The sequence below is a fragment of the Shewanella morhuae genome, assembly GCF_900156405.1.
Taxonomy (GTDB): domain Bacteria; phylum Pseudomonadota; class Gammaproteobacteria; order Enterobacterales; family Shewanellaceae; genus Shewanella; species Shewanella morhuae.
In genome coordinates, this window is sequence record NZ_FTNN01000015.1 from 1 (window position 1) to 24,766 (window position 24,766).

Annotated in this window: 20 protein-coding genes and 2 pseudogenes; 14 read left to right on the forward strand and 8 right to left on the reverse strand. The window is 43.2% G+C overall.

Annotation, left to right across the window (positions count from 1 at the left end; genetic code table 11):
* The first annotated feature begins 105 nt into the window (after nt 1-105).
* Nucleotides 106-1,227 (forward strand): ISAs1 family transposase, encoded by a 1,122-nt coding sequence (locus BW947_RS15330; protein ID WP_076501089.1) that lies wholly within the window; start codon nt 106-108, stop codon nt 1,225-1,227.
* Here BW947_RS15330 and BW947_RS15335 read toward each other — a convergent pair.
* Together BW947_RS15335 and BW947_RS18990 are read right to left on the reverse strand one after the other, a co-directional pair.
* Nucleotides 1,195-1,497, reverse strand: coding sequence for a toll/interleukin-1 receptor domain-containing protein (locus BW947_RS15335; protein ID WP_076501091.1), 303 nt, complete (start codon nt 1,495-1,497; stop codon nt 1,195-1,197). The genes BW947_RS15330 and BW947_RS15335 overlap by 33 nt on opposite strands.
* Before the next feature lie 85 nt (nt 1,498-1,582).
* Nucleotides 1,583-1,708 (reverse strand): hypothetical protein, encoded by a 126-nt coding sequence (locus tag BW947_RS18990; RefSeq protein ID WP_279626103.1) that lies wholly within the window; start codon nt 1,706-1,708, stop codon nt 1,583-1,585.
* Nucleotides 1,709-2,842: 1,134 nt separating this feature from the next.
* Between BW947_RS18990 and BW947_RS15345 the strand changes: the two genes are divergently transcribed.
* The 7 genes and pseudogenes from BW947_RS15345 (at nt 2,843) to BW947_RS15370 (ending at nt 12,195) form a co-directional block, all read left to right on the forward strand.
* Nucleotides 2,843-3,790, forward strand: a complete 948-nt coding sequence (locus BW947_RS15345) for a LysR family transcriptional regulator (RefSeq protein WP_076501095.1) — start codon at nt 2,843-2,845, stop codon at nt 3,788-3,790.
* A 265-nt stretch (nt 3,791-4,055) separates the two neighbouring features.
* A complete protein-coding gene (locus tag BW947_RS15350) occupies nt 4,056-5,264 on the forward strand; it encodes a NupC/NupG family nucleoside CNT transporter (protein WP_076501097.1) in 1,209 nt (402 codons plus the stop codon).
* Between the two features lie 554 nt (nt 5,265-5,818).
* Nucleotides 5,819-6,505: pseudogene (locus BW947_RS19100) on the forward strand (PAS domain-containing protein); the annotation flags it as partial.
* A 99-nt stretch (nt 6,506-6,604) separates the two neighbouring features.
* Nucleotides 6,605-7,045, forward strand: a pseudogene (locus BW947_RS19105) (methyl-accepting chemotaxis protein); the annotation flags it as partial.
* 460 nt (nt 7,046-7,505) lie between these two features.
* Nucleotides 7,506-10,391, forward strand: coding sequence for a xanthine dehydrogenase family protein molybdopterin-binding subunit (locus BW947_RS15360; RefSeq protein WP_076501102.1), 2,886 nt, complete (start codon nt 7,506-7,508; stop codon nt 10,389-10,391).
* On the forward strand, nt 10,388-10,921 hold the full coding sequence (locus tag BW947_RS15365) for a (2Fe-2S)-binding protein (protein ID WP_076501104.1): 534 nt from the start codon (nt 10,388-10,390) through the stop codon (nt 10,919-10,921). The genes BW947_RS15360 and BW947_RS15365 overlap by 4 nt, the downstream gene beginning before the upstream one ends.
* Nucleotides 10,921-12,195 (forward strand): cytochrome c, encoded by a 1,275-nt coding sequence (locus BW947_RS15370; protein WP_076501106.1) that lies wholly within the window; start codon nt 10,921-10,923, stop codon nt 12,193-12,195. Before BW947_RS15365 ends, BW947_RS15370 begins: the two co-directional genes overlap by 1 nt.
* A 96-nt stretch (nt 12,196-12,291) precedes the next feature.
* On the opposite strand, the gene BW947_RS15375 is transcribed toward BW947_RS15370, so the two are convergent.
* The 5 genes from BW947_RS15375 to BW947_RS15395 all read right to left on the reverse strand — a co-directional run bounded on the left by BW947_RS15375 (nt 12,292) and on the right by BW947_RS15395 (nt 18,060).
* The gene (locus BW947_RS15375) at nt 12,292-13,599 is read right to left on the reverse strand and encodes a methyl-accepting chemotaxis protein (protein WP_076501108.1); all 1,308 of its coding nucleotides are present in this window, start codon (nt 13,597-13,599) and stop codon (nt 12,292-12,294) included.
* A 377-nt stretch (nt 13,600-13,976) separates the two neighbouring features.
* Nucleotides 13,977-14,960 (reverse strand): dienelactone hydrolase family protein, encoded by a 984-nt coding sequence (locus BW947_RS15380; RefSeq protein WP_143562265.1) that lies wholly within the window; start codon nt 14,958-14,960, stop codon nt 13,977-13,979.
* A 455-nt stretch (nt 14,961-15,415) separates the two neighbouring features.
* Complete coding sequence (gene pbpG / locus BW947_RS15385) at nt 15,416-16,387, reverse strand: D-alanyl-D-alanine endopeptidase (RefSeq protein ID WP_076501111.1); 972 nt, start codon at nt 16,385-16,387, stop codon at nt 15,416-15,418.
* A gap of 516 nt (nt 16,388-16,903) precedes the next feature.
* Nucleotides 16,904-17,623: an LrgB family protein gene (locus tag BW947_RS15390; protein WP_076501114.1), complete on the reverse strand. Its 720-nt coding sequence runs from the start codon at nt 17,621-17,623 to the stop codon at nt 16,904-16,906.
* Between the two features lie 2 nt (nt 17,624-17,625).
* Nucleotides 17,626-18,060, reverse strand: a complete 435-nt coding sequence (locus tag BW947_RS15395) for a CidA/LrgA family protein (RefSeq protein WP_076501116.1) — start codon at nt 18,058-18,060, stop codon at nt 17,626-17,628.
* Between the two features lie 121 nt (nt 18,061-18,181).
* Here BW947_RS15395 and BW947_RS15400 point away from each other — a divergent pair, with 121 nt between their 5' ends.
* Complete coding sequence (locus tag BW947_RS15400; protein ID WP_076501117.1) at nt 18,182-19,072, forward strand: LysR family transcriptional regulator; 891 nt, start codon at nt 18,182-18,184, stop codon at nt 19,070-19,072.
* A 9-nt stretch (nt 19,073-19,081) separates the two neighbouring features.
* Here the strand turns inward: BW947_RS15400 and BW947_RS15405 are convergent, their stop codons facing one another.
* Nucleotides 19,082-19,900, reverse strand: a complete 819-nt coding sequence (locus BW947_RS15405; protein ID WP_076501120.1) for a hypothetical protein — start codon at nt 19,898-19,900, stop codon at nt 19,082-19,084.
* 444 nt (nt 19,901-20,344) lie between these two features.
* Between BW947_RS15405 and BW947_RS15410 the strand changes: the two genes are divergently transcribed.
* From BW947_RS15410 to BW947_RS15430, 5 genes are all read left to right on the forward strand, one after another.
* Complete coding sequence (locus BW947_RS15410) at nt 20,345-21,079, forward strand: basic amino acid ABC transporter substrate-binding protein (RefSeq protein WP_076501123.1); 735 nt, start codon at nt 20,345-20,347, stop codon at nt 21,077-21,079.
* A gap of 7 nt (nt 21,080-21,086) precedes the next feature.
* Entirely contained in the window at nt 21,087-21,767 is a 681-nt protein-coding gene (locus BW947_RS15415) for an amino acid ABC transporter permease (RefSeq protein WP_076501125.1), read from the forward strand.
* Entirely contained in the window at nt 21,760-22,491 is a 732-nt protein-coding gene (locus BW947_RS15420; RefSeq protein ID WP_076501127.1) for an amino acid ABC transporter ATP-binding protein, read from the forward strand. Before BW947_RS15415 ends, BW947_RS15420 begins: the two co-directional genes overlap by 8 nt.
* 280 nt (nt 22,492-22,771) lie before the next feature.
* Nucleotides 22,772-23,425 (forward strand): oxygen-insensitive NAD(P)H nitroreductase, encoded by a 654-nt coding sequence (gene nfsB, locus BW947_RS15425; RefSeq protein WP_076501130.1) that lies wholly within the window; start codon nt 22,772-22,774, stop codon nt 23,423-23,425.
* Nucleotides 23,426-23,797: 372 nt separating this feature from the next.
* Nucleotides 23,798-24,442: a DNA-J related domain-containing protein gene (locus tag BW947_RS15430; protein ID WP_076501133.1), complete on the forward strand. Its 645-nt coding sequence runs from the start codon at nt 23,798-23,800 to the stop codon at nt 24,440-24,442.
* The last annotated feature ends 324 nt before the right edge of the window (nt 24,443-24,766 follow it).

The following is a 24,766-nucleotide window of genomic DNA, read 5'->3' on the forward strand; positions in this document are numbered from 1 at the left end:
CAGGGTGAGATCGTGAACGTTTTTTGAACTGATAATGTTGACACATAATCTGTTTGACGCCCTTGCTTAGCTGTGATCTTATACTCTCTTTTAGGAGAGTAAATTATGTACCTTGAAACCTTCACAACCTTTTTCAGCGAGCTCACCGATACCCGTCAATCGGCTAAAATCACTTATCCGCTCGAAGATATTTTATTTGTTACCTTGTGTGGTGTTATCGCTGGAGCCGAGGGTTGGAGCGAGATCCGAGATTACGCTGACGGTCATCTTGATTGGTTTCAACAGCATGGATATTTAAATGGTGGTGTCCCTGTCGATGACACCATCGCGAGGACCATATCACGTATTGATCCCGAGCAATTTAGGCTGTGTTTCATAAAGTGGATGCAAGCCGTGCATGAAATAACGCAAGGTCAACTTATCGCGATAGACGGCAAGACATTGAGAGGCTCCTATCAACGTGGAAACCGACAATCAACAATTCATATGGTGAATGCGTTTGCATGTAAAAACAAACTCGTTCTTGGGCAAGTCAAGACCTCTGAAAAGTCTAATGAAATCACTGCAATCCCAGAGCTAATAAAGCTTCTGGATATTGAAGGTGCTTTAGTTTCGATTGATGCCATGGGCTGCCAAGTTAACATTGCAGAGCACATTGTCGAGCAAGGTGGCGATTACTTATTTACGCTAAAAAGTAATCAGGGCAATCTGCATAAAGCTGTAGAAACAGCATTTTCTGAGACACGTAAAGCCCCGCTAGGTGGCTTAAGCTTTGAGCAACAACATGGTCGTATCGAAGCGCGAGTTTACCATGTCTTAAGTGCCAAACAGTTTACAGAAAAATTCTCACAATGGCCTCAATTACAAACACTTGGTATGAGTATGAGCTTTCGTCAGCAAAAAGGAAAAGCGCCAGAACTCATGTATCGTTACCATATCAGCTCGGCTGAACTGACAGAGCAACAACTCGCTGAAGCAGTGCGTGATCATTGGGCTGTAGAAAATAGCCTGCATTGGGTGTTAGATGTTTGTATGCGGGAAGATGTTTGCCAAATTTATCAAGACCATGGTGCTGAGAATTGGGCTATGTTACGCCAAGTCGCATTGAATATGCTTAGAAGCGAACCTTCAAAAGGAAGCATACCAGCTAAACAAAAACGAGCCTGGATGAAAACAGCATACTTAGAAGCGGTATTAAATGCTGGATTTAGTGGCGTGGCTAATTAATGAACACTCATGCGGTTGCCCTGCTACACCACCGACTCTTTCATTTGCTTTTTTGTTATAATTTGATGTAATTACAGCTAAAACAAGATCAGTTTCATGAACAGCTTTTTCCATAAAATGGTTTTTATCGGAGAAAGAGTCTAAATCATACTGATCAAAACTAACTGAAATCTCAAATATTTCTTCTAGTCTATCTGCAAGTTTTTTAGCCCAACGCTGGTGAATATCGTCATCCCAACTATAGCTCACAAAAATCTTTTTATATTCCATATAAATTTAAATCCTATATCCCATTTTAATAAAAATATTTATGTTTATAAAGTTATTCAAATCGACTACATCGGATAAATGTACCTCAGACGCACTCATTTATCCCTTGTGTCAGGCGGTATTCGACATAACTCAAATAGCCAATTCGCACTAATAAAGTGACCAAACCCGCTAACAAGATACCCAACGTAATTTGTAAAACTGATTTCATCCCTAACTTCCAAAGTCATTACCGATAAAAATGCAATTTATGCCGTTAAAATCCGAGCAACATTAAGATGTTGCTGACTGCACCTATGAAGCCCAGTATCAAAACTTTAATCACACCAAACACTAAGCGAACACAGTAGCCGCAGAATACATTTCCCCTCGGAGTTGCCGCAGGGCGAATAGGCAAATTGCGTGAGTCTCGCCATGGATGGCGAGCTAGCTTTCGCAGGTGCAGGGACGCATCCTTCGGAAGCGATAGCAAATTTGCCAATGAGCACAAGGGGCTTTCAACTCCGTTGGGGGGCGGCAAGGGAGATCCAAGAGGGAATTGCTGTTGATCCCCTCTTGGTCGGGTGTGGGTTGAAGACCCACGACCTTGATTCACCTCGGCCGCTAGGCCGCAAAATTACCAGTTCACAACTTTGTGAAACGGCAAATTGTGAACCGACAAAGCTTCCCCATTGCTACCGCACTTCGCCAACATCCGTCAGCCAAGCCATCAATCAAAACAAGCTTGCACCAACTCAAAACGTCCACTGCTGAACATTGAGCAAAATGCCAATAAGCACTATGGCAACAAGCATAAGTGCCAAAGCATATTCACTAATTTGCAGGAGGAGTGGGGTATCTAAGAAAGAGAAAAGACACATCGTCCTGATGCAAGTGACTTATATTACTGATTATCGACAGGTGTTATCGATAGGTAAAAAGTTCATCCTTGTTGAAAACCTAAGATAGCGTTCTGATTAATTCATGTCTAGTATTTTAATAATATAAATTAGCTAGTTAACCAATTAATTCATCAAAATATAGTGGCTGTCACACTAAGGTCTAATGCCGAATATTTAGCCTGCTGGCTTAAATATTATATTAAGTAAGCAATCAAGCCATGAATGTTACCTAGCTTACAAAGTACCTAAATTTAGCTCAGTACAGCTGTTCTATTCACGCCATCAAATAACGCCGTTAAATACTTACTTATACCGACTAAAACAACATAAACTGCGCCGCTGTGCTGCTGTACCAATGCCATATAAGGTATTTAAACATTGAAATAGCGCCACATTGGTATAAACGGCTGTCGGTTAGGGCTAGGCTAGCTTAAAATAACGTTTTCAATTTTAGAGGGGCCCGCGTGATACAACATAGAGCTAGCCAGATGGTGATATTTCACACTCTGGTGACCAGTGGCAGTTTTACCCAAGCGGCGGCTAAGTTAAAAACCTCGACTTCCTATGTCAGCAAACAAATTGGTGCATTAGAAGCTGAGCTGAATTTACTGCTAGTACAGCGTACCACTCGTACCTTAGTGTTAACCGACGCGGGCCAGCAGTTTGCCCATTACTGTGAGCAAGTGTTTGAGGCAACACAAAATGCCGATGCTATGATGCTCGATGCCCGTGATGATATTAGCGGTACTATTCGTCTAGGTTGCTCGCAATCCTTTGGCACGTTACACATTATTCCTGCGTTAGAAGTGTTGCAGCAAAAATACCCTGAGTTACGCTTTGAGCTGAGCCTGTTCGACCATAAGGCTGACATGCTAGAGGAAGGTCTGGATTTGTGGATCACCAATCATGAGCAGCTACACGAAAGTTATATCGCCCAGCACCTCGCTGAAACCAACTTTGTGGTGGTTGCCTCCCCCGATTATTTACTCAAGCACGGCGTGCCGCACTATCCACAGGAGTTGGCTCAACATAATTGTGTTATCTATCAAAGTAAAAGCCGTAATTATGATCGCTGGAGCTTTGCTAAAGATGACCTTGAGCAAACCGTGCAGGTGGCGGGGAATTACCGTGTTGATTTAGCTGAAGCGGTGCGTAATGCGGTGATTGCTGGGCGCGGCATAGGTTATGTGGCTACTTATTTACTCAGTGATGAGTTTCAAAGCGGTAAACTGATTCAACTCTTGCCCGATTGGAAACCACTACAGCAAATGCCCGTTTATGTGGTTTACCCAAGGCGGCGCCATCTACCGACTAAGTACAAACTGATCATTGACTGCTTAAAGTCGCATATTGGTCACCCACCCTATTGGGATAAAAGGCTCAAGCCTTGGCTAGGTAAGGCGGTCACCTAAGCTGTATTTCAAGCAGACATTGGCAACGGTATTGACACTAAGTCGTCTGTGGCGTGATATCGATTATTGCCACAGACACAAATATTATTTCCTGTTGGCAACAGTAAGCAGATTAGTTTTTATTATCCTTCATAAACAGCAACTTAAACTGCTGCATTTTCAAGCTTCTTTATCGTAACAGCCCAGTAACGCCCCCGACTTGCCCTTACTATTACTCAGCCTACAATGCGCGACTTCTTCCTTCACTAAAAAGAACAAACCCATTATGACCGCGATATTAGGCATGATTAGCATACTGTTTTTTGCATGGTTACTGTCAGTGAACCGCAAAAACATTCCTTACCGTACAGTGATTTTAGCCCTAGGTTTACAAATTCTGTTTGCCCTGTTGGTGCTCTACGTGCCTGCGGGTAAGTCCGTATTGCAATCGGTTACCGCTGGTGTATCGAGCGTAATAGCCTACGGCAACGAAGGGATTGGCTTCTTGTTTGGCGATCTTGCCACGGGTAAAGTCGGCTTTGTATTTGCTATCAATGTGTTAGGTATTATCATTTTCTTCTCGGCATTGATTTCAGCCCTATACCATATTGGCTTAATGCCTAAGGTGATCAACATTATTGGTGGTGGACTGCAGCGTTTTCTGGGTACCGGTCGCGCCGAGTCTTTGTCTGCTACGGCGAACATCTTCGTTGGCATGATTGAAGCGCCGCTAGTGATAAAACCTTATTTAAAGCACATGAGCGATTCGCAGTTTTTCGCGGTAATGAGCTGCGGCCTAGCCTCTGTGGCGGGTGGTACCTTAGTGGGATATGCCGCTTTAGGTGTCGACCTTAACTATTTGATTGCCGCCGCCTTTATGTCAGCTCCTGCGGGTCTGTTGATGGCAAAAATCTTAATGCCGCCGAGCGAGCATGATAAAAATAATATTGATGAAATCACTTCAGTTGAACTGCCACGCGCGACCAATGTGGTTGAAGCCTTAGCCGATGGCGCAATGTCGGGTATGCGGATTGCCGTAGGGATTGGTGCTACTCTGCTGGCTTTTGTCAGCGTTATTGCCCTACTTAATGGTATTTTAGGTGCTGTGGGTGAATGGTTTGGTTATAGCTTAAGCTTCGAATTTTTACTCGGTTATTTGTTTGCGCCAATGGCGTGGCTGTTAGGTATTCCTTGGCATGAAGCGATTACTGCTGGATCTCTCATCGGCCAAAAAATTGTCGTTAATGAGTTTGTGGCCTTTATTCAGTTAATGAAAGTAGAAGACCAACTCAGCGTCCATTCACAGGCCGTTGTCACCTTTGCCCTGTGTGGTTTTGCAAATATTTCGACTATGGCAATTTTGATTGGTGGGCTAGGTAGTATGGTGCCAGAGCGCCGCGAGTTTATCGCCCGTAATGGATTTCGCGCCATTGCCGCTGGCGTATTGGCCAACCTAATGAGTGCTGCTATTGCCAGTATTATTCTCTCGTTATAGGTTGAGCCACTGTGTTTAACTGCCGGTATTTAGCGGCCAGTGTTTAACAGCCGGCAGCTAACTTGCAGTATCTCTGACTTACACAATTTAATCTCAGCTATCAAATCATACACGAGTGCCTTTACTCAAAATAAACCCCACATCAACGTAAACTTGCTGTGGGGTTTATTTTTACCTATTCCCAAAGAGGTAGCCTAAACGATAATATCTGCTTCTTATCTAGTCATAACGCAAAAACAGCATCAACAATACACTCAAGCAATTGATATTAAATACCTTATACCCATAATTAAATGTAAAGATAACAAAGTGCGAATGGGGCAATTTGTCAGTTAACTGCATTTATTTACTACAACTTATGAACTATTTTGTGTGTTAGCTCGTAAGACTTGTTCTTAAATTAACTTATACTTTGTTATGTGTTACATCGACACCTTTCCCTCTGTCTGGATATCTATATGATTTTATTTAGTAAACGCTTAAAAGAAGAGAATGAACTCTTAAAAGAAGAGCTATTGTCAATGCAGCAGGTTAGGGAAAGCCTAGATAGTGAAATGATCGCAATCACCCTTGATGAAAATGGCAAGATATCTGCCATTAATAGCAATTTTATCAATGAGATGCAGTATAAAAACACATCACCTGTGGGCAAGCATTTAACTGATTTAGTGCCTGAGCGGGCTAAAAATACCGTCCACTTTAAACGTATGGCTGATGCATTAAGGCAATGTGAGCACTGGGCTGGCGCAATACAAATAACCAAGGGCAACGGTGAAGAAGCATGGCTGGGAGCGATTTTACAGCCGGTAAAATGTAGCAATGGTAGGGTAAAACACTTTTCGATTTATGCTAATGATCTCAGCCATACGATTGAAGAAGCCCAAGAGCACGAAAATTTAACCCAAGCATTACTGCGCTCTACCGCGGTGATAGAATTTAATCTAGATGGTACTGTACTAACCGCTAACGATAACTTTCTGCGTGCTATGGGGTACAGTAAAAACCAAATTGTCGGTAAACACCATAAGATATTTTGTGAGCCAGAAGAATATAACTCAATAGAATACCAGCACTTTTGGGAACAATTGCGCAAAGGCAACTTTGTGGCGAGTCGCTTTAAACGTGTCGACAGTTATGGTCGTGTAGTCTGGTTAGAAGCCTCCTACAACCCGATTTTTGATGGCTACAAACAACTCTATAAAGTTGTGAAATTTGCCACCGACATTACCGACCAAGTGAACCGTGAGCAGGCTATTGCGGAGGCTGCTGATATCGCCTATGACACCTCTCAACACACAGATTCTATGGCGCAAAAAGGCAGTAAAGTGCTACAAGAAATGGTTGAGGTCATGAATAAATTAGCGCTTCAAATGGGCGCCGCCGCCCAAGGTATTGAAGATTTAGATAAGCAATCGCAGATGATTGGCACTTTGGTACAAAGTATTAGTGGCATTGCGGATCAAACCAATTTACTGGCATTAAATGCCGCCATTGAAGCCGCTCGCGCGGGTGAGCAAGGTCGCGGCTTTGCGGTTGTTGCCGATGAAGTCCGGCAGCTGGCCTCGCGCACGAGTAAGGCTACCGAAGAAATCGTTGATGTGGTTTCTAAAAACAAGAAACTCACTGAAAGCGCTGTCAATATGATTGAAGCTGGCAAAAAACAAGCTCAGCTTGGATTAGAGCTCTCTACTGAGTCAGGCAATGTGATGACAGACATCCAAGATGGGGCACAAAAAGTAGTGAATGCTGTGGGGCAATTTACCAACCAGCTCACTGTTTAGCGTTAAGTGAACACCGTTTAACTGTGTTTAGCCAATTGGATGATTAAGTTTTAAAGCTCACTATTTTAAGTTAACAAATTAATTTTAAACAATTATTTTTCAATTCCTTAGTTTTAAATCAAACTAGCCAAGGATGGCTATGCTGCTTATTTTGATTCATCGGCAAATAACGTTTACTCAATATAGCAAAAGCTAACCATCTGATTATATTCTATATAACGCAGCTAATTAATAATATCAGGCTAATTAACACCCGCATGACGGCCTTTCTGCTGGCGGAGTAAAAATAACGCTATTATCGCCCTAAGTTTGCATTTTCATCCTGAGATGCTAACGTGAATAATGATGTTTTTTACTCAATACCTGTCAAAGCGACATCATTTCAATCAATAAAGATCATACCTGACGAGATAAGCCAACAAATAACTAAAATACACAGAAGCACAACTAAGGTTGATATATGGAACCCTCTACTACATCGCGCCGAAATTTTATCAAACAATGTGTTATTGGCGGGGTTGCCGTATATTCGGCCCCTTTATTATGGGAAATGAGTCGCGCCAATGCGGCGATGGTATCGCCAGAACTCGCCGCTCAATGGCAAACACAGGTCAATGGCCAATTCAAACCTAAATTTCGTAACGACGGCATAGCCAAAGTCACCGGACAAAAAGTGTATGGCCGTGACTACCGCGCCATGGATATGCAAGGTTGGCCTAAACAGCAAGGTTATGCATTCATTCTACGCACCACTGATGCAGCCCATATTTACCAAGGCTTTTCCCTCGACCATCTGCCCGCTTCAGCTAAACCCTATAAGGTGATTACGGCGGCGGATCTTGTCCGAGATAACATTACCTTGCCAGAGTTTTACGGTGACAACATGCTGTTGTCCGAAGGAAAAACCGCAGACTATCTCGGCCAAGCCGTTGCCATATTATTGTTTGATAATTTCCCAGCGTTTAAACAAGCAAAATCTTTATTACAATTTGACGCCAATTTATTGCAGTTTGGTGAAAAAACCGCATTTGTATCTGAGTCAAAAGACCCTTATGCCACTTGGCGGTTGATACGCGTTGAAGGCGAAAATGGTGCAAGAGAAGATATTTATAGCCCATTGCACGACGGGTTATTTTTCCCCAGTGTGAAAGACCGTAAACCAGAGTGGTTGAGTAATCCTAATGCCCAAGGCTCAGTGTCAGAACGTGGGATTTTTTATGCTGGTGAGATAGATAAGCAAATCACTGATGCCAAAGCCAATCAACAATGGCAAGTGCTAGAACGAGAATATCGCACTCAAATCATCGAGCCGATGATGATGGAACCCGAGGCCTTTAATGGCTGGTTTGACGCAGCTAGCCAAACATTTCATACAGTGGTTACCTCGCAATCGCCACAGGATTTTCAAGAAATGGCCGTACATATGCTGTCATCTGGGCCACTGGCGGGCAAGGTCAAACACTTAGTTGTGCACTCACCTTATATCGGCGGCGGTTTTGGTGCTAAAGATCACTCAATATTTCCTTATTATGGCGTGCTCACTGCTATGTATGCCAAGGGGCCTATTCGGCTCGCCAATGACAGATTTGAGCAATTTCAATCTGGTCTTAAACGTCATCCGTTTATCATGAAAAGTCGTTTAGCGGTTGATAAATCGACCTTAAAAATTCAAGCATTAACGTCACAGATGACAATAGATGGCGGTGGACGTGTCAACTTTACCCCTTCGGTCGCCTCCGTTGGGGCAACGGCGATGCAAAGCATTTACTACACTCCGCGTAACGATATTACTGCCACCGCTTATGCGTCACGTAACCCTGATGCGGGTTCGGTACGTGGTTACGGCACGCTGCAATCGATGACTGCGATGGAATGCATGATCCACGAAATTGCCGACGAATTAAAAGTTGATCCCTTTAAACTGCGCGCCGCTAACGTGATGGAGTCAGGCCAGCGTAATACTCAAGGCGCAATTCCAAATGGCACTTTGCGCTATCGCGAAATGCTCGACATGGCAGAGCAAGATAGCGTATGGCAAAACCGCGTAGCCAGTAAAAAAGACTATGAAACCAAACACCCAGGAATGCGTTACGGGGTTGGGTTTGCTATTGCCACTAAAGATTATGGTACAGGTGCTGCGGCGCCGAGCGCGGTAATTCGTTTATCCAAAGAAGGTAAAATAGCCCTAGATATTGGTTTTATTGAAATGGGCACGGGCACGCAAACCTCCCAAGCAGTATTGGTCAGCGATGCTCTAGGTAACTTTGCCGATGAGGTTAGGCTCGCCGAGGTCGATATTTGGAAAGCAATGCAATTAGTACAAACGGATAACCCTTATATTATTTCACAGCAACGCCAAGATGAAATGGCGGCTAACCCTCGCTGGACGCCTGTTAAAGCGATGGCATCGTCAGCATCAATGTCGGCCTATTATCAAAGCCATGTAACCCGTATCGCCGCTGAACTTATCTATCGTCACGGTTTATGGCCTGCGGCGGTATCAATTTGGAACGAATTGTATTTTAACACTCCAATGGGTTCGACTAATTTGCATAATTCCCGCGATGGTCGCTGGGTTGACGGTAAATTAACCGCATTGGGCTTTCCCCCCCTGTCGATAGATATCATTGCCAAACGTGCCCACGACATGGGATTAGTCGTTGGCGTGATGGGCCATGCCTTTAATCGCTGGGCGTGGGCCGAAGCCGATTTTGACATTCTTGGCACTAAAGAGCGTTTAGCGCTGGATGCACTCGCGTTGCAATACGGTGAAGCGAGTCCGACTTTTGCAACCACTTTCAATCCCAAAGACCGCCAAGCCAGCATGACATCTAACGGCTATCATTTAATCGATCGTCAAGCGATTAGCTATCCAAAGGCCGAGCTAAACAACGCGATGGTGACTTACTACGCCCCCTGCGCCACTTTGGTAGAAGTGGCGATTAATGAAGGAAATGGTGAGGTCACATTACTGAGTGCTCATACTTGGTTAGAGGCGGGTAAAGTGATCGTTAAAGAACTGGTCGAAGGACAAATTCAAGGCGGGCTCGCCATGGGAATTGGGCATGCACTGCATGAAGGTTTACCCCCCTTTGAAGACGGTGCGGGTAATGGCACATGGAATCTGAATCGCTATCAAGTATCGTTAGCAAGGCATGTGGGGGTGTGGAAACAACGCCATACTATCTTGCCGCAACTATCTGACACAGATCCCACCCGTGGTATTGCTGAAGTGGTGATGATCCCAGTGGTCGCAGCCTTGATTGAGGCCGTGTATCAAGCAACTCAAGTGCGTTTTTACGAATTACCAATGACCGCAAAAAAAATTAAGGAGGCCATGGCATGAGCCAGTCTATTAAACTGACCATTAACAACCAAGCCGTAGGCCCGATTGATGTCGCTGATGGCGTAATGATGATTGAGTTCTTACACGAGTACGTCAACCTCACTGGTACTAAATTTGGTTGCGGTGCAGGCGTATGCCACGCCTGCACTGTGTTAGTCGATGACGAGCAAGGCATTAGCGAAGTAGTTCGTACTTGTATCAATGGTGTCGAGCGTTTTAATGGTAAACGCATTCGCACCATTGAAGGGCATGCCAAACAAAACTCCCTTGGCGAAATTACCGCGCTAAGCCCTGTGCAAGAGGCATTTTTAGAACATTTCTCCTTTCAATGCGGCTGGTGCACCCCAGGGTTTGTTAACGAATCGACCGCGCTACTTGAGCGGCTAAAGCGCAAACCTATTGCTAAAGATCAAGTTGAAAAAGTCATTGAAGATGCATTAAGTGAACATGTATGCCGTTGTACTGGCTACGTAAAATACTATGCAGCCGTTAAAGATCTGATCCTCAACACTAAGGGGTTAACCCTGTGATGATATCAAGCCACCAGCGCCATTTCCCGCGCCTTAAAAGGATACAAAATCTGCTGAGCCATAACCTACTACTCACTTTAGGTCTAGGTTTGCTCGCCTGTTCCAGCAGCGCTGCCGATGATAGCAATAGCAGTAAAAGTGGCGATATTGCCCGTGGTGCTTACCTAATGAAGATAGGCGACTGCGTGGCTTGCCATACCGCTGTAGGCGGCCGCGAACTAGCCGGTGGCCTGCCATTTGAAACCCCTTTTGGGGCGGTGTACTCAACCAATATCACCTCCGATAAAGAAACCGGCATTGGTAAATACAACTACGAAGACTTTTTTGATGCCATGCACCATGGCGTTGGTATTAACGGCAATCTCTACCCAGCGATGCCCTACACCTCCTACAGTCTGTTAACTGATGAAGATACCAAAGCAATTTATGCCTATTTGATGAGTACCAAACCCATCAAACAGGCAAACCGAGACAATGATGTGTCTTTTCCATTTAATTTACGTTTTGGCCTTAAGGCATGGAACTTAGTCGCCCACGATGCCAAGATATTTACTCCGAGCAAAGACAAGAGTGAGCATTGGAATCGCGGTAATTACTTAGTTAATGCTCTCGGCCATTGTGGTGAGTGCCATACGCCGCGCGACTCGTTATTTGCCATGGAGCAGGATAAGCACTTTCAAGGTGCAATTATCGAAGGGCTTGAAGCATCAAACATTACTCCTAGTGAACTTAACCGACAAAACTGGACACATGGGGATCTAAAGTCGCTATTTACTAAAGGTTACTCCCGTAAAGGCACGGTTTTTGGTGGCATGTATCCTGTGGTATACCATAGCTTTAGTTATTTAACCGATGACGATATGCAGGCAGTCAGTAGTTATCTACTCGATACTGATGAGGTTATTGAACCACAAGCTCTCACTTTTAATGGCCACAAGCCAGAGTTACCAGGCTATACGCTCTATAAAGGTTATTGCGCTGGTTGCCATGGCCAAAATGGCGAAGGTAAACCTAATGTTGCCCCCGCAATGGCTGGCAATGCCACATTAGATAAAGCCAGTGTGCACAATGTCGTTGCTGTAATGCTTAAGGGAATTAATAGCCAGCATTACAATAGCACCACCAGCTTTTATGCTATGCCAGGTTATGCTGATGAGTTACACGACGAGCAAATTAGAGACTTAGCAAATTATCTGCGACTCACTTGGAGTACGCAGCCGGGTAATCTTGATGTGAAAACCATACATAATTTAAAAGAAGTCATACTAAAATAATGCTAATCACCTGAATATTCTAATATTAAAATCCTCAAAAAAAGCCAACCTCAAGGTTGGCTTTTTTATAAATGGAGATTTTACTAAAGATGGCATTTACGATTTCATGGTATCGACCATTTCAACAAACCGCGCGACGCCTTGAGTTATTTCACCTAAGCCCCTTGATACTTCACTAATACTTTCTTGACCATGCAGTGCGATACCCGAGACTGAGCCCAGCATTTCGCCCATCTGATTAATGAGTGAATGATTAGTTTCAACCACTCGGGCGATTTCAGCGGTGGCTTCAGCGGTATTATTGGCCAGTTTACGCACTTCATCGGCCACGACTGAAAAGCCTCTTCCGGCATCACCTGCGCGCGCGGCTTCAATAGCCGCATTTAATGCCAGTAGATTAGTTTGGTCAGCAATAGAGCGAATGGTAACGACAATCTCAGTAATACTTTTTGACTGTGCTTTAAGCTGCTCACCCGTTTGAGAAGCAGATTTAACCCGAGCGGCAATGTCGCAAGAAGTTTGTACCGCATCATTTAGAACTTGTACTGCATTACTGGTAACTTGACTGGTTTGTTCTGAGGTCACAGCCGCTTGCTCCACGGCATTAAGCGCAGCAGTAACTCTTGCTGTGATATCAGAGGCAAATTTAATCACTTTATAAACAACCCCATTTTCATCAAAAATAGGGTTGTATGTTGCCTCTAACCAGATAACTTCCCCATGTCCGTTGATCCGCTTAAAGCGCCCAGAAAAATGCTGACCTTGGGATAATAAGTTCCAAAAATTAGGGTTAGCGCGATAATAACTCTCTTCACAAAATAATTTATGATGCTTACCGATAATATCGTCTTGTCGGTATCCCATGGTATCGAGAAAGTTTTGATTGGCTGAGAGTACAATTCCCGATGGGGTAAATTCAATTGTCGCCAATGATTTATTAAGCGCTTCTAGCACAGCATTTTGATTCTTGAGTGCGTTGTGTATTGTAGTGATGTCGTTAGCCACTTTAAGCACTTTAGTGACCTTGCCAGTGCTATCAACAATCGGAAAATAACTTGCCTCAAGGTAAATAGGTTGCTTATTTTTTTTAAAACGTAAGAAAGTCCCGCGCTGGGATTTACCCGCAGCAAGATCTTGCCAAAACTGTTGATATTCGAACGATGAGGTGTAGTGATTATCGCAAAAAATTCGATGATGCTTACCTACAATATCAGATAACTGATAACCCATAGCGGCAAGAAAAAGCTCATTCGCATCTAAAATGGTGCCATCAGCACTAAAGCTAATATAGGCCGTATTCACTTTGACGGCATTCAACTCATCTTCGATAGACATCAAATATCGAAGGTGTTCAGCATCTAATTGTTTAATATTGTCATTTTTCTTTTTGCTCGTAAAAAACATATTATCTATCCCTATAAAATATAACACTCCTTACCTATGTCTCGCGGCAAACGGTTATAGCAAAGCAAGAAAAACTCGATATTCAATTGCAGCTCTTGGTATACAAGATATTGAAATTCATCTACTTCATCATAAGCATATTTATAAGATAGTGTGCAAAAAGCAACATGTCCACAACATAATGATTTTGGGTTAATAGTTTGAAAATTAACCCGCGATAAGACTAAGTTATATGTAAGTACGTCATCAATTTTATTAACTCGCAACCCGACTAAAAATGATGGGTTATCCCCCAGGTACGGTTGTGCACTCACGCAACCCATCATTCTTTAAGTGCATTCTTTAAGTGCAGTTAACTCAATAAATAAGACGGCATATTACTCGCCACGCAGTTTTGTTTCGAAAAAAGCTAAACTACGCGACCAAGCAAGTTCTGCAGTGGCTTTATCATATCGGCCAGTGGAATCGTTATGGAACCCGTGCTGTACATTCGGGTACAGGTACGCAATATAATCGGCTTTATTGGCTTTTAACTGAGTTTCGTATTCTGCCCAAGTGTCATTAACACGTTGGTCAAGCTCAGCAAACTGCAACATTAATAGGCCCTTTACCTGACTGCGTAAAGGTATAGCCGCTGGGGTTCCATAAAATGGTACGCCCGCATTAAGATCATCAGCAATGGTGGCGGCTAACATATTGACGATATAACCGCCAAAACAAAAGCCGACCGCCCCCAATTTGCCATTGCTCTGCGGATGAGCTTTTAAAAACTGCGCCGCGGCAATAAAGTCTTGTTCTATTTTGGCTTTATCTAAACTACTTTGCATGGCGCGGCCCGCATCATCATTACCGGGATAGCCACCCAGTGAATACAGTGCGTCGGGAGCAAAGGCGATATAACCTTGCGCCGCTAAACGGCGAGCAACATCTTCTATATAAGGATTTAAACCTCTGTTTTCATGTATAACTAATACCACTGCGGCTTTTTTACTGGGATCTAAACTTCTCGCTTCACCATCGGTGCTTGCAGCAATGAGTAATTCATCGGGGATCACTAAATAGCCGCGCCCTTCACCATAGCCATTGGGTGAGGGAAACTTCACATAACTTGCTTGAATAGCGGGGTCATTAAAGGACACTTGCTCGGCGAAGGCATAATTTGGCAATAATGCCCCCGTAAGCGTGGTCATGGTAAATCCTAACGCGACGAGCCCTGCAAGGCGCCCCATAAACTCACGGCGATCAATAATGCCGTGGGCATATTCGTCATACCAGTCAAAGGCTTCTTGCGGAATCGCAGATGTATTACGTTCAATCCGCGGGTTTATTGTCACTTGAGTTTGCTTATCTTGTGGTGCCATGTTGTACCTCCATTGAACAAGCTAACTACTGGTAGTCTGTTTTCCCTAGCTTGAGAGTTATAAAGTTGTGAAGATGCACTAGAGAGTAAAGGAAGAATTGCACCAATGGCAATGTTAGCGGTTGCCATTTTGTAAATAACACTCGATCTATATCAATGAGGGTATTGGCGTAATAATCAGCAGATAGCAAAAAATTCAAAATGCAGGTGATGATTCGAATTAAGCCTGTTCGACGATTGCTTAACCCTAGAGCAATATATTGAAGGGAGATAGGTGGGCCATTAACTACAAACTTCAAAATGATCAAATGTTTCGAACGAGACGACCTTTAAGGTCGTCTGCCGAGAATTAATTAACACACTTATTAGCGCACTTATTTACACATTACTTGCATAGAAATTTATGATTTAAATATAATTAACGCTTTGTTTAAAATAATTAAAACCATTACAACCTTAGGTTTTGCTCAACTTAGCTAGTTGCTGCTGGCTACGTTGTTTTTTATACAGCTTTGCTTCGGCAGGAATAGGAGTCACTTTACCCGTTTCTAACCAGTTACGTAGACGGTTAGCATCGGCAATATGTGTATATTTACCGTAGGCATCAAGCACGACAAAGGCGACTTGGCGTTTTGCCATTTCAGTGCGCATCACTAAACAATGCCCCGCTTCGTTAGTGAAGCCAGTTTTAGTCAGATGGATATTCCAGTTATCTTTATAAACCAATCGGTTAGTATTACGAAAATCCAAATTATATCTTGGCTTAGCAAAGGTAACTGTCTTTTTCTCGGTCGAGCTTAATTGGCCTAGCATGGGATAACCCTCACTGGCTTTAAGCAGCACGATAAGATCGCTAGCGCTGGAGACGTTTTTATAGGACAAACCCGTAGGTTCAACATAGCGGGTATTTTTCATGCCAAGCGCTTTAGCCTTGGCATTCATTGCCTTAATAAAAGCTTTATGGCCACCGGGATAATGGTGGGCAAGACTTGCAGCAGCACGGTTTTCAGATGACATTAACGTCAGCAGTAACATATCTTTACGGCTAATCTCACTGCCAATACGCACCCGAGAATAAACGCCGCGCATTTCTTTTGTCTCACTAATATTAATTGCTAACTTTTGATCCATTGCGAGTTTTGCATCAAGGGTCACCATCGCCGTCATCAGCTTAGTCACTGAAGCAATGGGTACTACAGCATTAGGGTTACTCGAATATAAAACCTCATTGGTTTTAAGGTCAACCACCATGGCACTACTCGATGCCACCTCTTGCTGTTTCATTATTACTTTTTTAACGGTACTTTTGCTGGCATAGCTAGCATAGTTAACTGGGACAGGAGCCGAATCGGCAGAATGCGCTGTCGTGGCAACAGTCATACTGCTGCATACAAGGATAAAACTACTGAGTAGTAAACGGATCTTCATTTAAGTTTCACTGAATAAAAAAGGGATCGATTGTGCTATGGCACAAGGTTTGGCTAAGTATAGGAGTTCTTCAGCGAAAGAAATAGAATGTAAATAGATTTTTATCTGCAAGATCAGCACTTTCTTGCCGATTTGCCGATGTTAAATCAGCTTAACCTGTCATTAACTTTCAATAATCGAGCGGCTAGATACAAACTTTTGACCTACTACAGTCAGTACCTCTTTAAAAAAGAGTTTTTACAGTAGAATCATTGGCAATAAAAATAATATACAAGTTTTTATACTTTCCACGAAAACTACACAGTAAGATCAGTTAAAAATGCGTTTGGGATATTCTAAAGCGCCCACGAATACAATGTATTTCAACTTAGTACAGCATGTCATATTTTAGCGGATTAATCTCACGCAAAAAAAAAGGCGCATAACTGAGAAGGTGTTAGCGCCCGAAGAGGCAAATTTGCCAAAATTGAGATGTGTAAATTCAAGCCATAAAACTCACGCGATAAAATTCAAAATCTAGATAAAGATCAAGGCAAAAATAGGGGCGCCTAGCACCATAGCAATACCGATAAAAATCATCGTTAAGCTGGCGATAACCCCTTCTTGCTGGCCAATCTCATTAGCTTTCGCAGCGCCTGCACCATGGGCTGATGCGCCTAGGGCAACACCTTTACCTAATGAAGTACGAATCCGCATAAATTTGAATAAAGGCTCACACACCAACATACCAATCACGCCAGTGATTAACACCATCATGGCTGTTAATTCAGGTACACCGCCAAAAGCACTGGTAGCCTCCAGCGCGAAGGGAGTCGAAACCGAGCGCACCAACAAACTCTTAGACAATTCCACCGGTAAGGGAACAAACTTAACGAGCAGCCAAGAAGAAATCATTCCTAAAAATAAGCCCGCAAGCACTCCTAAAGCAATCGTCAGTGGATATTGGCGGATAAGCTTACGCTCACGGTAGATAGGCAAAGCAAAGGCAATCGTTGCTGGTGCTAACATAGCCATCAACCAATGGGTATATTCGAAATAAGTAGGTAATGGTATTTCAAGATTAAATACCAACAAGGTAATCACTATCGGTGCTAATACTATCGGCGCCAACCACCAGACTCTATGGTATTTGTATAAACGTTTAGCGCCAAAATAACAAAATACGGTAAGCAGTAAGCTAAATAAAGCTAACCCCGTTTGTGACATGACAAAATCAACCACATTTGAATTAGCCATAGCTAAGCTGCCTTAGCGTGGCGACGGGCCTGCTTTTTGATGTTCAGTTGGCGTTCAAAACGAAACACTCTATCGACGACAAAACCAGTGCCAAACATCACACACACACTACCCATCACTAAGGTGAACAAGATATTGGTGCCGTATTGCTCAAATAAGGCCTCGTACTTAATCACTGAAATCACTGGAGGGATAAAAAATAACAGTAATTCACCAATCAACCAAGCGGCGCCCAGTTGTACTGCATTTTCAGGAATTAGTTTAAAACCCAATAGAAACAAAAGGACAGCTAGGCCAATCACACTTCCAGGGATCGGAGAATGCGTCCAAGTCGCGAACCAGTGGCAAGCAAAGGACAGTAAACAAAAGAGGCCGATTTGGGTTAATAACAAAGCCCAATGTCGACATTGACGTATTGTGGCTTGTAGGAATGACATGATTTTCTCGGTTAGAACAAATTTTCTATGGGGCTATTCTAGGCTTGCTTATTTGATAAAAAAAATGAATATTAAGAATGCAATACATGAATTTTAGGAATACATTAAAAGGTGAATTCAGGTGGATCTCAAAGTCATTCGTTATTTTATCGAAATCGTTGATGCCGGAGGCTTTGGTAAGGCCAGCGAAAGAGTTCATCTCACGCAACCAGCGCTATCAAAAGCCGTGCGCCAATTAGAGCTGGAGCTCGATCTTACCTTACTCGAACGCGGTAAACGCGGCACCCATGTCAAGCTCACCCCCGCCGGTGAAGTCGTCTATCGCCATGGCAAGGACTTACTCGCAGGCCGGCAACGCATGCTTGCTGAACTCACCGCGCAGCGCAGCTTAACAGCTGGCGAGCTCAAACTCGGGTTAGCTCCATTAGGCAGTGCGGAAATTTTTGCGCCCATTATTGCTAAATATCGTCAGCAATATCCGCAAATTGATATGCACTTGCTCGTCCGTGGTGGCGTAGAACAAACCGCAGCGATCCAAAAGGGTGAAATTGAACTTGCGACAGGCATTATCGAAGTTGATGATGGTTATGAGGGTATCCGTGTATTTAATGATCCTATGGTCGTCGTACTACCTAAAGAAAATCCTTTATCAACTAGGGACATATTACTATTTAGCGACCTTAGTAACGAACCACAAGTGATGTTTGAAACCGAGTATACTCTTTACCAATTAGTGCTCAGAGCCTGCCAACACGCCGGATTTACCCCTAAAAATATTACTCGTGTTAGCCAAGCTGACTTTGGTATAGCCTTAGTTGCAGCGGGGACTGGCGTGATGGTATTACCGCGATCAATTGCGCGGCGTTACAGCGTGTCTGGTGTGGTGAATATACCGCTGGCGAGTGATGAGCTACGCTGGGAGTTATCACTATTTTGGCGTAAAGATCAGGTATTATCCTTCGCCGCACAAGCCATGATTAATTTAGTCAAAAAGCACTTAACGCAACAATAATGCGGTTTTTTACCAAGGGATAACAAGGCTTAGACGCACTAGAGTATCGCTATCCCAAGGTAAAATAGGTAAATAGTCAGCCGAATTAACATCCACTTTAGCGTAGTGTTCTAAATTGTATTGGGTATGTTCAGCACTAAGCACTAATTCGCTGCTGGGATACCATAAATCAGTTTGATAACTCATCTCGAATCGATATTGACGCTCTAGCCATTGATCATCATCTTGCCAAGTTTGTGCAGCAACTTGCATATGTAGCTCAGCGGTCGCATCTATACCTAACTGCCCCATCAAGGTATATGCAAACTCACTATTACCAAAATCGCTACGATCGTAACCTCGCGTTTTAGGCACATCATCATCGATTTCAAGATAATAGTAACCCGCCCCCGCTTTCAATTGCGCTTGTAATTGCTGTCCATCAAAGTTGGCCGTTAGTTCAGGAAACAACTTAACTTGCTTCTCGACTGAACTGACCGTGTTACGTTTTCCCTGTAAATCAAGCTGCCAACCCAATGAAAAATCAGAATTTACACGGTAAATCTCGCCACTGGTAGCATAGTCAGACTTAAACCACACGGGGATATGATCAGGATCGAGCTTATCTATATCGATATCGAAATAAATATCAATCGCCGCCGTCAACAGAATATCGGTTTGGGTGCGATGTTCGATTAATAAACTCGCATTTACCCCTGGAGTGTGCGAATCCTCAACAATAAAATCGTGGATACCTAAGCTGTAATGCCACTGAGTTTGCTCCTCAGCCTTTAGCGCCCCCGATGCACACAGGGCAGCACAAACTAATGCCAAATTGAGATAGTTCACTTTAAGCTCCTAGCGCATATTCGATGGCCTGTAGCGTCGATAAACCCGTGGTTAACACTGTATAAAATTAGCATAACATCGATAAAAATGGCGCGATGAATAACGTGCCTCAACGAGTTAATTCTGGGTTTATGCGCTCATTAGTTAGTTTTAGCTTTGATGCATAAGTGAATATTTACACCACAACAAGTCGCTTAAAAATAACTAACATAAACACCTGCGAAGGAGGCTAAAAACTTACAACAATGTCAGACACCTGTATACAAACAAATATTTAACCAACAAAGCACAACTCAGACATAAGGTGTCAATTCATCGTCCCCATGCTATAAGCAAACATCCAAAAGTGAATTATTAATCAAATTAACAGCATAAATATTGACACGCATTCAGTGTCTGCCTATAGTCGCCACACTGATAATGAAAACGACAAGAGAGTCTTAAATGAAAAAATCCATGTTATTAGGCGGCCTGACATTAACAGCCACCTTGTTGTTAGCAGGATGTGGAAAAAGCGACGACGTGTTAGTTGTTGGCACCAACGCGGCATTTCCACCTTTTGAATATGTTGGCGGCCAAAGTGGTGATGAAATCAAAGGCTTCGATATCGAGTTAGCAAAACAAATCGCCAAAGATGCCGGTAAAACATTGAAAGTCGAAAACATGAAGTTTGATTCGCTGATCGTCGCACTCAACTCAGGTAAAATTGATTTTATTGCTTCAGGCATGACTATTACCGCTGAACGCCAAGCAAGCGTTAACTTTTCTGAACCCTACTACGAAGCAACGCAAGTCGTGCTAGTAAACAAAGAGAACGATAGTATTCAAACAATTGAAGATATTAAAGGTAAGCATTTTGCGGTGCAATTAGGCTCTACTGCCGACATTATGGCAAAAAAATACACCGAAAATGTGACCGCTTTTAATACCGGTTTTGAGGCCATTATGGAGCTTAAAAATGCCAAAGTAGATTTGGTATTATTTGACAGCGAACCTGCGGCTAATTATCTGGCAAAAAATCCTGAATTAAAGCTGATAAAACTTGATTTTCCGGCTGAGTTTTACGGCTTTGCCGTTTCAAAAAAGCAACCAGAACTGTTGACCAGCATCAATAGTACACTGGCAAAAATGAAAGCCGACGGCCAATACCAGACACTTGTTTCTGCCCATATAAAGTGATTTCAGCATGATAGACGCAATTAATAATTCGCTATTTAGCCCAATTGGCGAAGATGGCATGATAGGTATACTGCTGATATTAAATGGTTTGAAGGTGACATTAATCGTCACTTTCTTCGCCATGTTATTAGGTGCAGTGTTAGGCATTGGCACAACATTTATGAAGATGTCGTCTAAGTGGTATATCCGCTTTCCCGCCAATCTTTATGTCGGCGTGATCCGCGGCACCCCTGTTGTAGTACAGTTAGTGATTCTTTACTTCATCGTACTTTCAGCCTTGGATGTCGATAAAATCACCGCAGCCATTATCGCTTTTGGCCTTAATAGCGGCGCTTATATTTCTGAGATTATCCGCGCGGGGATTCAAGCTGTCGACAAAGATCAAACCGAAGCGGCACGTTCACTCGGTTTATCGCAAACGATGACCATGAAATCGATTATTTTGCCCCAAGCGATTAAAAATATTCTGCCTGCACTAGGTAATGAATTTATCGTACTCCTCAAGGAAACCGCCGTTATTGGCTTTATCGGTGGCGTTGATTTAATGCGTGCGGGTGAAATCATCCGTAGCCGCACCTTTGAAGACAGTGTGCCGTTATTTACCTGCGCCCTTATTTATCTATTCCTGACGTACAGCTTCACCTTCGTGCTATCGAAATTTGAAAAGAGGTTGAAACAAAGTGATTAAAATAACCAACCTGCATAAAAACTTCGGCGATAACCACGTGCTCAAGGGCATTAGTGAGCATATTCGTCAGGGCGAAGTCGTCAGCGTAATCGGCCCTAGTGGCAGCGGAAAAAGTACTTTTTTACGTTGTATCAATCTGTTGGAGCAACCTAGCCAAGGTGATATCGAGATTGAAGGTCAGCTCATCACAGCACCAAACGCCTGTGTGGATAAATTGCGGCAAAAAGTGGGCATGGTGTTTCAAAACTTTAATCTGTTTCCACATAAAACAGTAATGCAAAACATTATCTTAGCGCCCATTAGCCTAAAGCTGATGACGCCAGCACAAGCTGAGGTAAAAGCTCTCGACCTGCTGGCACAGGTTGGTTTAAGCGATAAAGCCAATGCCTACCCCGCCAGTTTATCGGGTGGACAAAAACAAAGGGTGGCCATTGCCCGCGCATTAGCCATGGAGCCAGACTTAATGTTGTTTGATGAGCCAACATCGGCACTCGATCCTGAGATGGTCGGCGATGTACTCGACGTGATGAAAGACTTAGCACTAAAGGGCATGACCATGGTGATTGTGACCCACGAAATGGGCTTTGCACGGGATGTATCCGATCGAGTGATTTTTATGGATGGCGGTTATGTGGTCGAATCTAGCCCACCCGATGCGCTATTTAGTCACCCAAAAGAAGCCCGTACCCAAGCATTTTTAAGTAAAGTGCTGCGTGCTGGTTAGATTGAATAATGTGAAATAATCATACTCACTGCCGTTACTTTTATCAGAGCGTGCAGTGAGTAAAGGATTCAAATGAATAGTCCGTTCGCTCTTACTTCAACGGTAAATGTACCAAACTCATATGCAGAATATCCATAATGCTTTTTGCGTTTAAACCTTGACCCCCAGCCCGTTTAACGTTTTTGCCCCTAACATCTGCCGTGATCACATTGTATTTTATGTAAACCCGCTTAGAATGCTGCCATTGCATTTGTACATTTTGATGAATTGGAGCCGTTACATGAGTGATTTAAGTTTTCTTGCTAAAAAACGTTACACCACAAAAGCCTTTGATCCAACGAAGACAATCCCTACTGATAAAATACAAGAAATCAAAACTTTATTACAATTTAGCCCATCATCCACTAACTCACAGCCGTGGCACTTTGTGTTAGCGAGCACTGCCGAAGGTAAAGCGTTAATTGCCCAAGCAACAGAACACTTCGCCTTTAATACTCAAAAAATCCTTAATGCGTCCCATGTGGTCGTGCTTTGTACTCGTACCCAACTAGACGATGCACACTTACAGCAAGTATTAGAACAAGAAGCTAAAGATGGCCGTTTTGCGACCGAAGAAGCTAAGCAAGCGCAGCACAAAGGTCGCTCTTTTTTCGTGAATATGCACAATTATGAACTGAAAGATGCCCAGCATTGGATGGAAAAACAAGTCTACTTAGCCCTTGGCACTCTAATGCTCGGCGCCAGCGTATTAGATATCGATGCTTGCCCAATTGAAGGCTTTGATGCAACTCAATTAAATCAAGTGTTAGGTTTAAGAGAACAAGGTTTATGCGCGTCTGTCGTGGTTGCTCTTGGCTACCGTGCAGAAGAAGATTTCAATGCTAAGTTGCCTAAATCGCGTCTAGCACTGGATAAGATTTTCACTGAAATCTAACACTGATAAACAGCTTATTTGACGTTTTTCAACCAAAGGCTGATAAGACCCTTGTTTTATAACGATATCAGTAAGGGTCTTTTATATTTAATACCGCTCAATAGCCGCCTCAAACTGTCAGCCTGCAATTTATGTATTAAGTGAGCATTGACAATAACATTACTCACAGTAGAAGCAGCCTGCTGTGCTATTGCTGTAAAATTCACCTTTGCCTACACTTTGGCTCTATGGCATGATTTAAGACACAGTTTGAAAAAGTCGAATAAGTCGTTGCATAAATCTTTAATGTTCTGCGGTTTAATGCTTTTTAGCGGCCTAATACACGTTATCGGCGCCATATTTACACTCACTATTTAGGATGGGACAGTCAGTATGTTATTTGCCAAACCCTCTCTCACTGAAGAACCTCAATCGATTCGAGTTGCGAACACTAAAGGCGATAACCCATTAATTTGGTCGGTACTGACTGTTTTACAAGCTTCAAACCAAAGCTGGAAGATTCACCATTTAGCAGCAGAGTTACAAAGCCAAGGCCTGTTGCATCAGCTCGATGAAAACCCCGGCAATGATCTCTTTAAACGTAATTTTTTACTGATGAACGCCCTGTTTGAACTGCAAGAAATATTACTACCCAAACAATGGCTACAAGTTAAAGCCATGGAAATTCAAATATTTCGTTTAGTGCCATCCAATGTTAATGCCTTGATAATGCAGGATAGTTCTCTGCGTGACTATTACCTTGATTGGAATAATTACGACACCAGTGAAAACGTGGTGCGGGAGCTACTCGAAGCCTTTTGGAGTAATTATAAAAGCTATATTGGCTTAAATATCAACTTGATGAATAAGGGCAATGCCTTAAGAGTATTCGAGTTAGACGAAAGTGCCACCGCGCGCGATATCCGCAAACAGTGGCGGCGATTAGCTCTAAAATGGCATCCTGATCGACCCGATGGTGATGCAGCGCGCTTTAGAGAGGTCTGTGAGGCTTGGCAGTCATTAAAAGATGCAGCGTAAACATTGCTACTCAATACTGCACTATGCCCTATGTGGTGCCGTTTTAATGGTACCATGTAAACGGCGTTTGATGCTCACGTGAGATATTGCACAAACATCCAATCCTATGGCGCTTCGACTCACGCTTTATCTCGGCTAGGGCAGAAACTCTGCAACGTGGTGATGTGATCCCGCTTACACTCCTATAAATCTACAGTAAAACTTCTATTGAGATCACAGATTTAGCACAGCCAGAACACGCTAATTCAGCCATAATTAAGCCTTTCCATTTAACCTAAACCTACCCATTAATGCTGGTATTTTAGCTAGACTCACGCTTATGTT

Excerpts from the sequence above, each read along its gene's own strand:
- BW947_RS15330 (WP_076501089.1), top strand. The coding sequence starts at position 106 with ATGTACCTTGAAACCTTCACAACCTTTTTCAGCGAGCTCACCGATACC.
- BW947_RS15335 (WP_076501091.1), bottom strand. The coding sequence starts at position 1,497 with ATGGAATATAAAAAGATTTTTGTGAGCTATAGTTGGGATGACGATATT.
- BW947_RS18990 (WP_279626103.1), bottom strand. The coding sequence starts at position 1,708 with ATGAAATCAGTTTTACAAATTACGTTGGGTATCTTGTTAGCGGGTTTG.
- BW947_RS15350 (WP_076501097.1), top strand. The coding sequence starts at position 4,056 with ATGACCGCGATATTAGGCATGATTAGCATACTGTTTTTTGCATGGTTA.
- BW947_RS15360 (WP_076501102.1), top strand. The coding sequence starts at position 7,506 with ATGGAACCCTCTACTACATCGCGCCGAAATTTTATCAAACAATGTGTT.
- BW947_RS15365 (WP_076501104.1), top strand. The coding sequence starts at position 10,388 with ATGAGCCAGTCTATTAAACTGACCATTAACAACCAAGCCGTAGGCCCG.
- BW947_RS15370 (WP_076501106.1), top strand. The coding sequence starts at position 10,921 with ATGATATCAAGCCACCAGCGCCATTTCCCGCGCCTTAAAAGGATACAA.
- BW947_RS15375 (WP_076501108.1), bottom strand. The coding sequence starts at position 13,599 with ATGTTTTTTACGAGCAAAAAGAAAAATGACAATATTAAACAATTAGAT.
- BW947_RS15380 (WP_143562265.1), bottom strand. The coding sequence starts at position 14,960 with ATGGCACCACAAGATAAGCAAACTCAAGTGACAATAAACCCGCGGATT.
- pbpG (WP_076501111.1), bottom strand. The coding sequence starts at position 16,387 with ATGAAGATCCGTTTACTACTCAGTAGTTTTATCCTTGTATGCAGCAGT.
- BW947_RS15390 (WP_076501114.1), bottom strand. The coding sequence starts at position 17,623 with ATGGCTAATTCAAATGTGGTTGATTTTGTCATGTCACAAACGGGGTTA.
- BW947_RS15395 (WP_076501116.1), bottom strand. The coding sequence starts at position 18,060 with ATGTCATTCCTACAAGCCACAATACGTCAATGTCGACATTGGGCTTTG.
- BW947_RS15410 (WP_076501123.1), top strand. The coding sequence starts at position 20,345 with ATGAAAAAATCCATGTTATTAGGCGGCCTGACATTAACAGCCACCTTG.
- BW947_RS15415 (WP_076501125.1), top strand. The coding sequence starts at position 21,087 with ATGATAGACGCAATTAATAATTCGCTATTTAGCCCAATTGGCGAAGAT.
- nfsB (WP_076501130.1), top strand. The coding sequence starts at position 22,772 with ATGAGTGATTTAAGTTTTCTTGCTAAAAAACGTTACACCACAAAAGCC.
- BW947_RS15430 (WP_076501133.1), top strand. The coding sequence starts at position 23,798 with ATGTTATTTGCCAAACCCTCTCTCACTGAAGAACCTCAATCGATTCGA.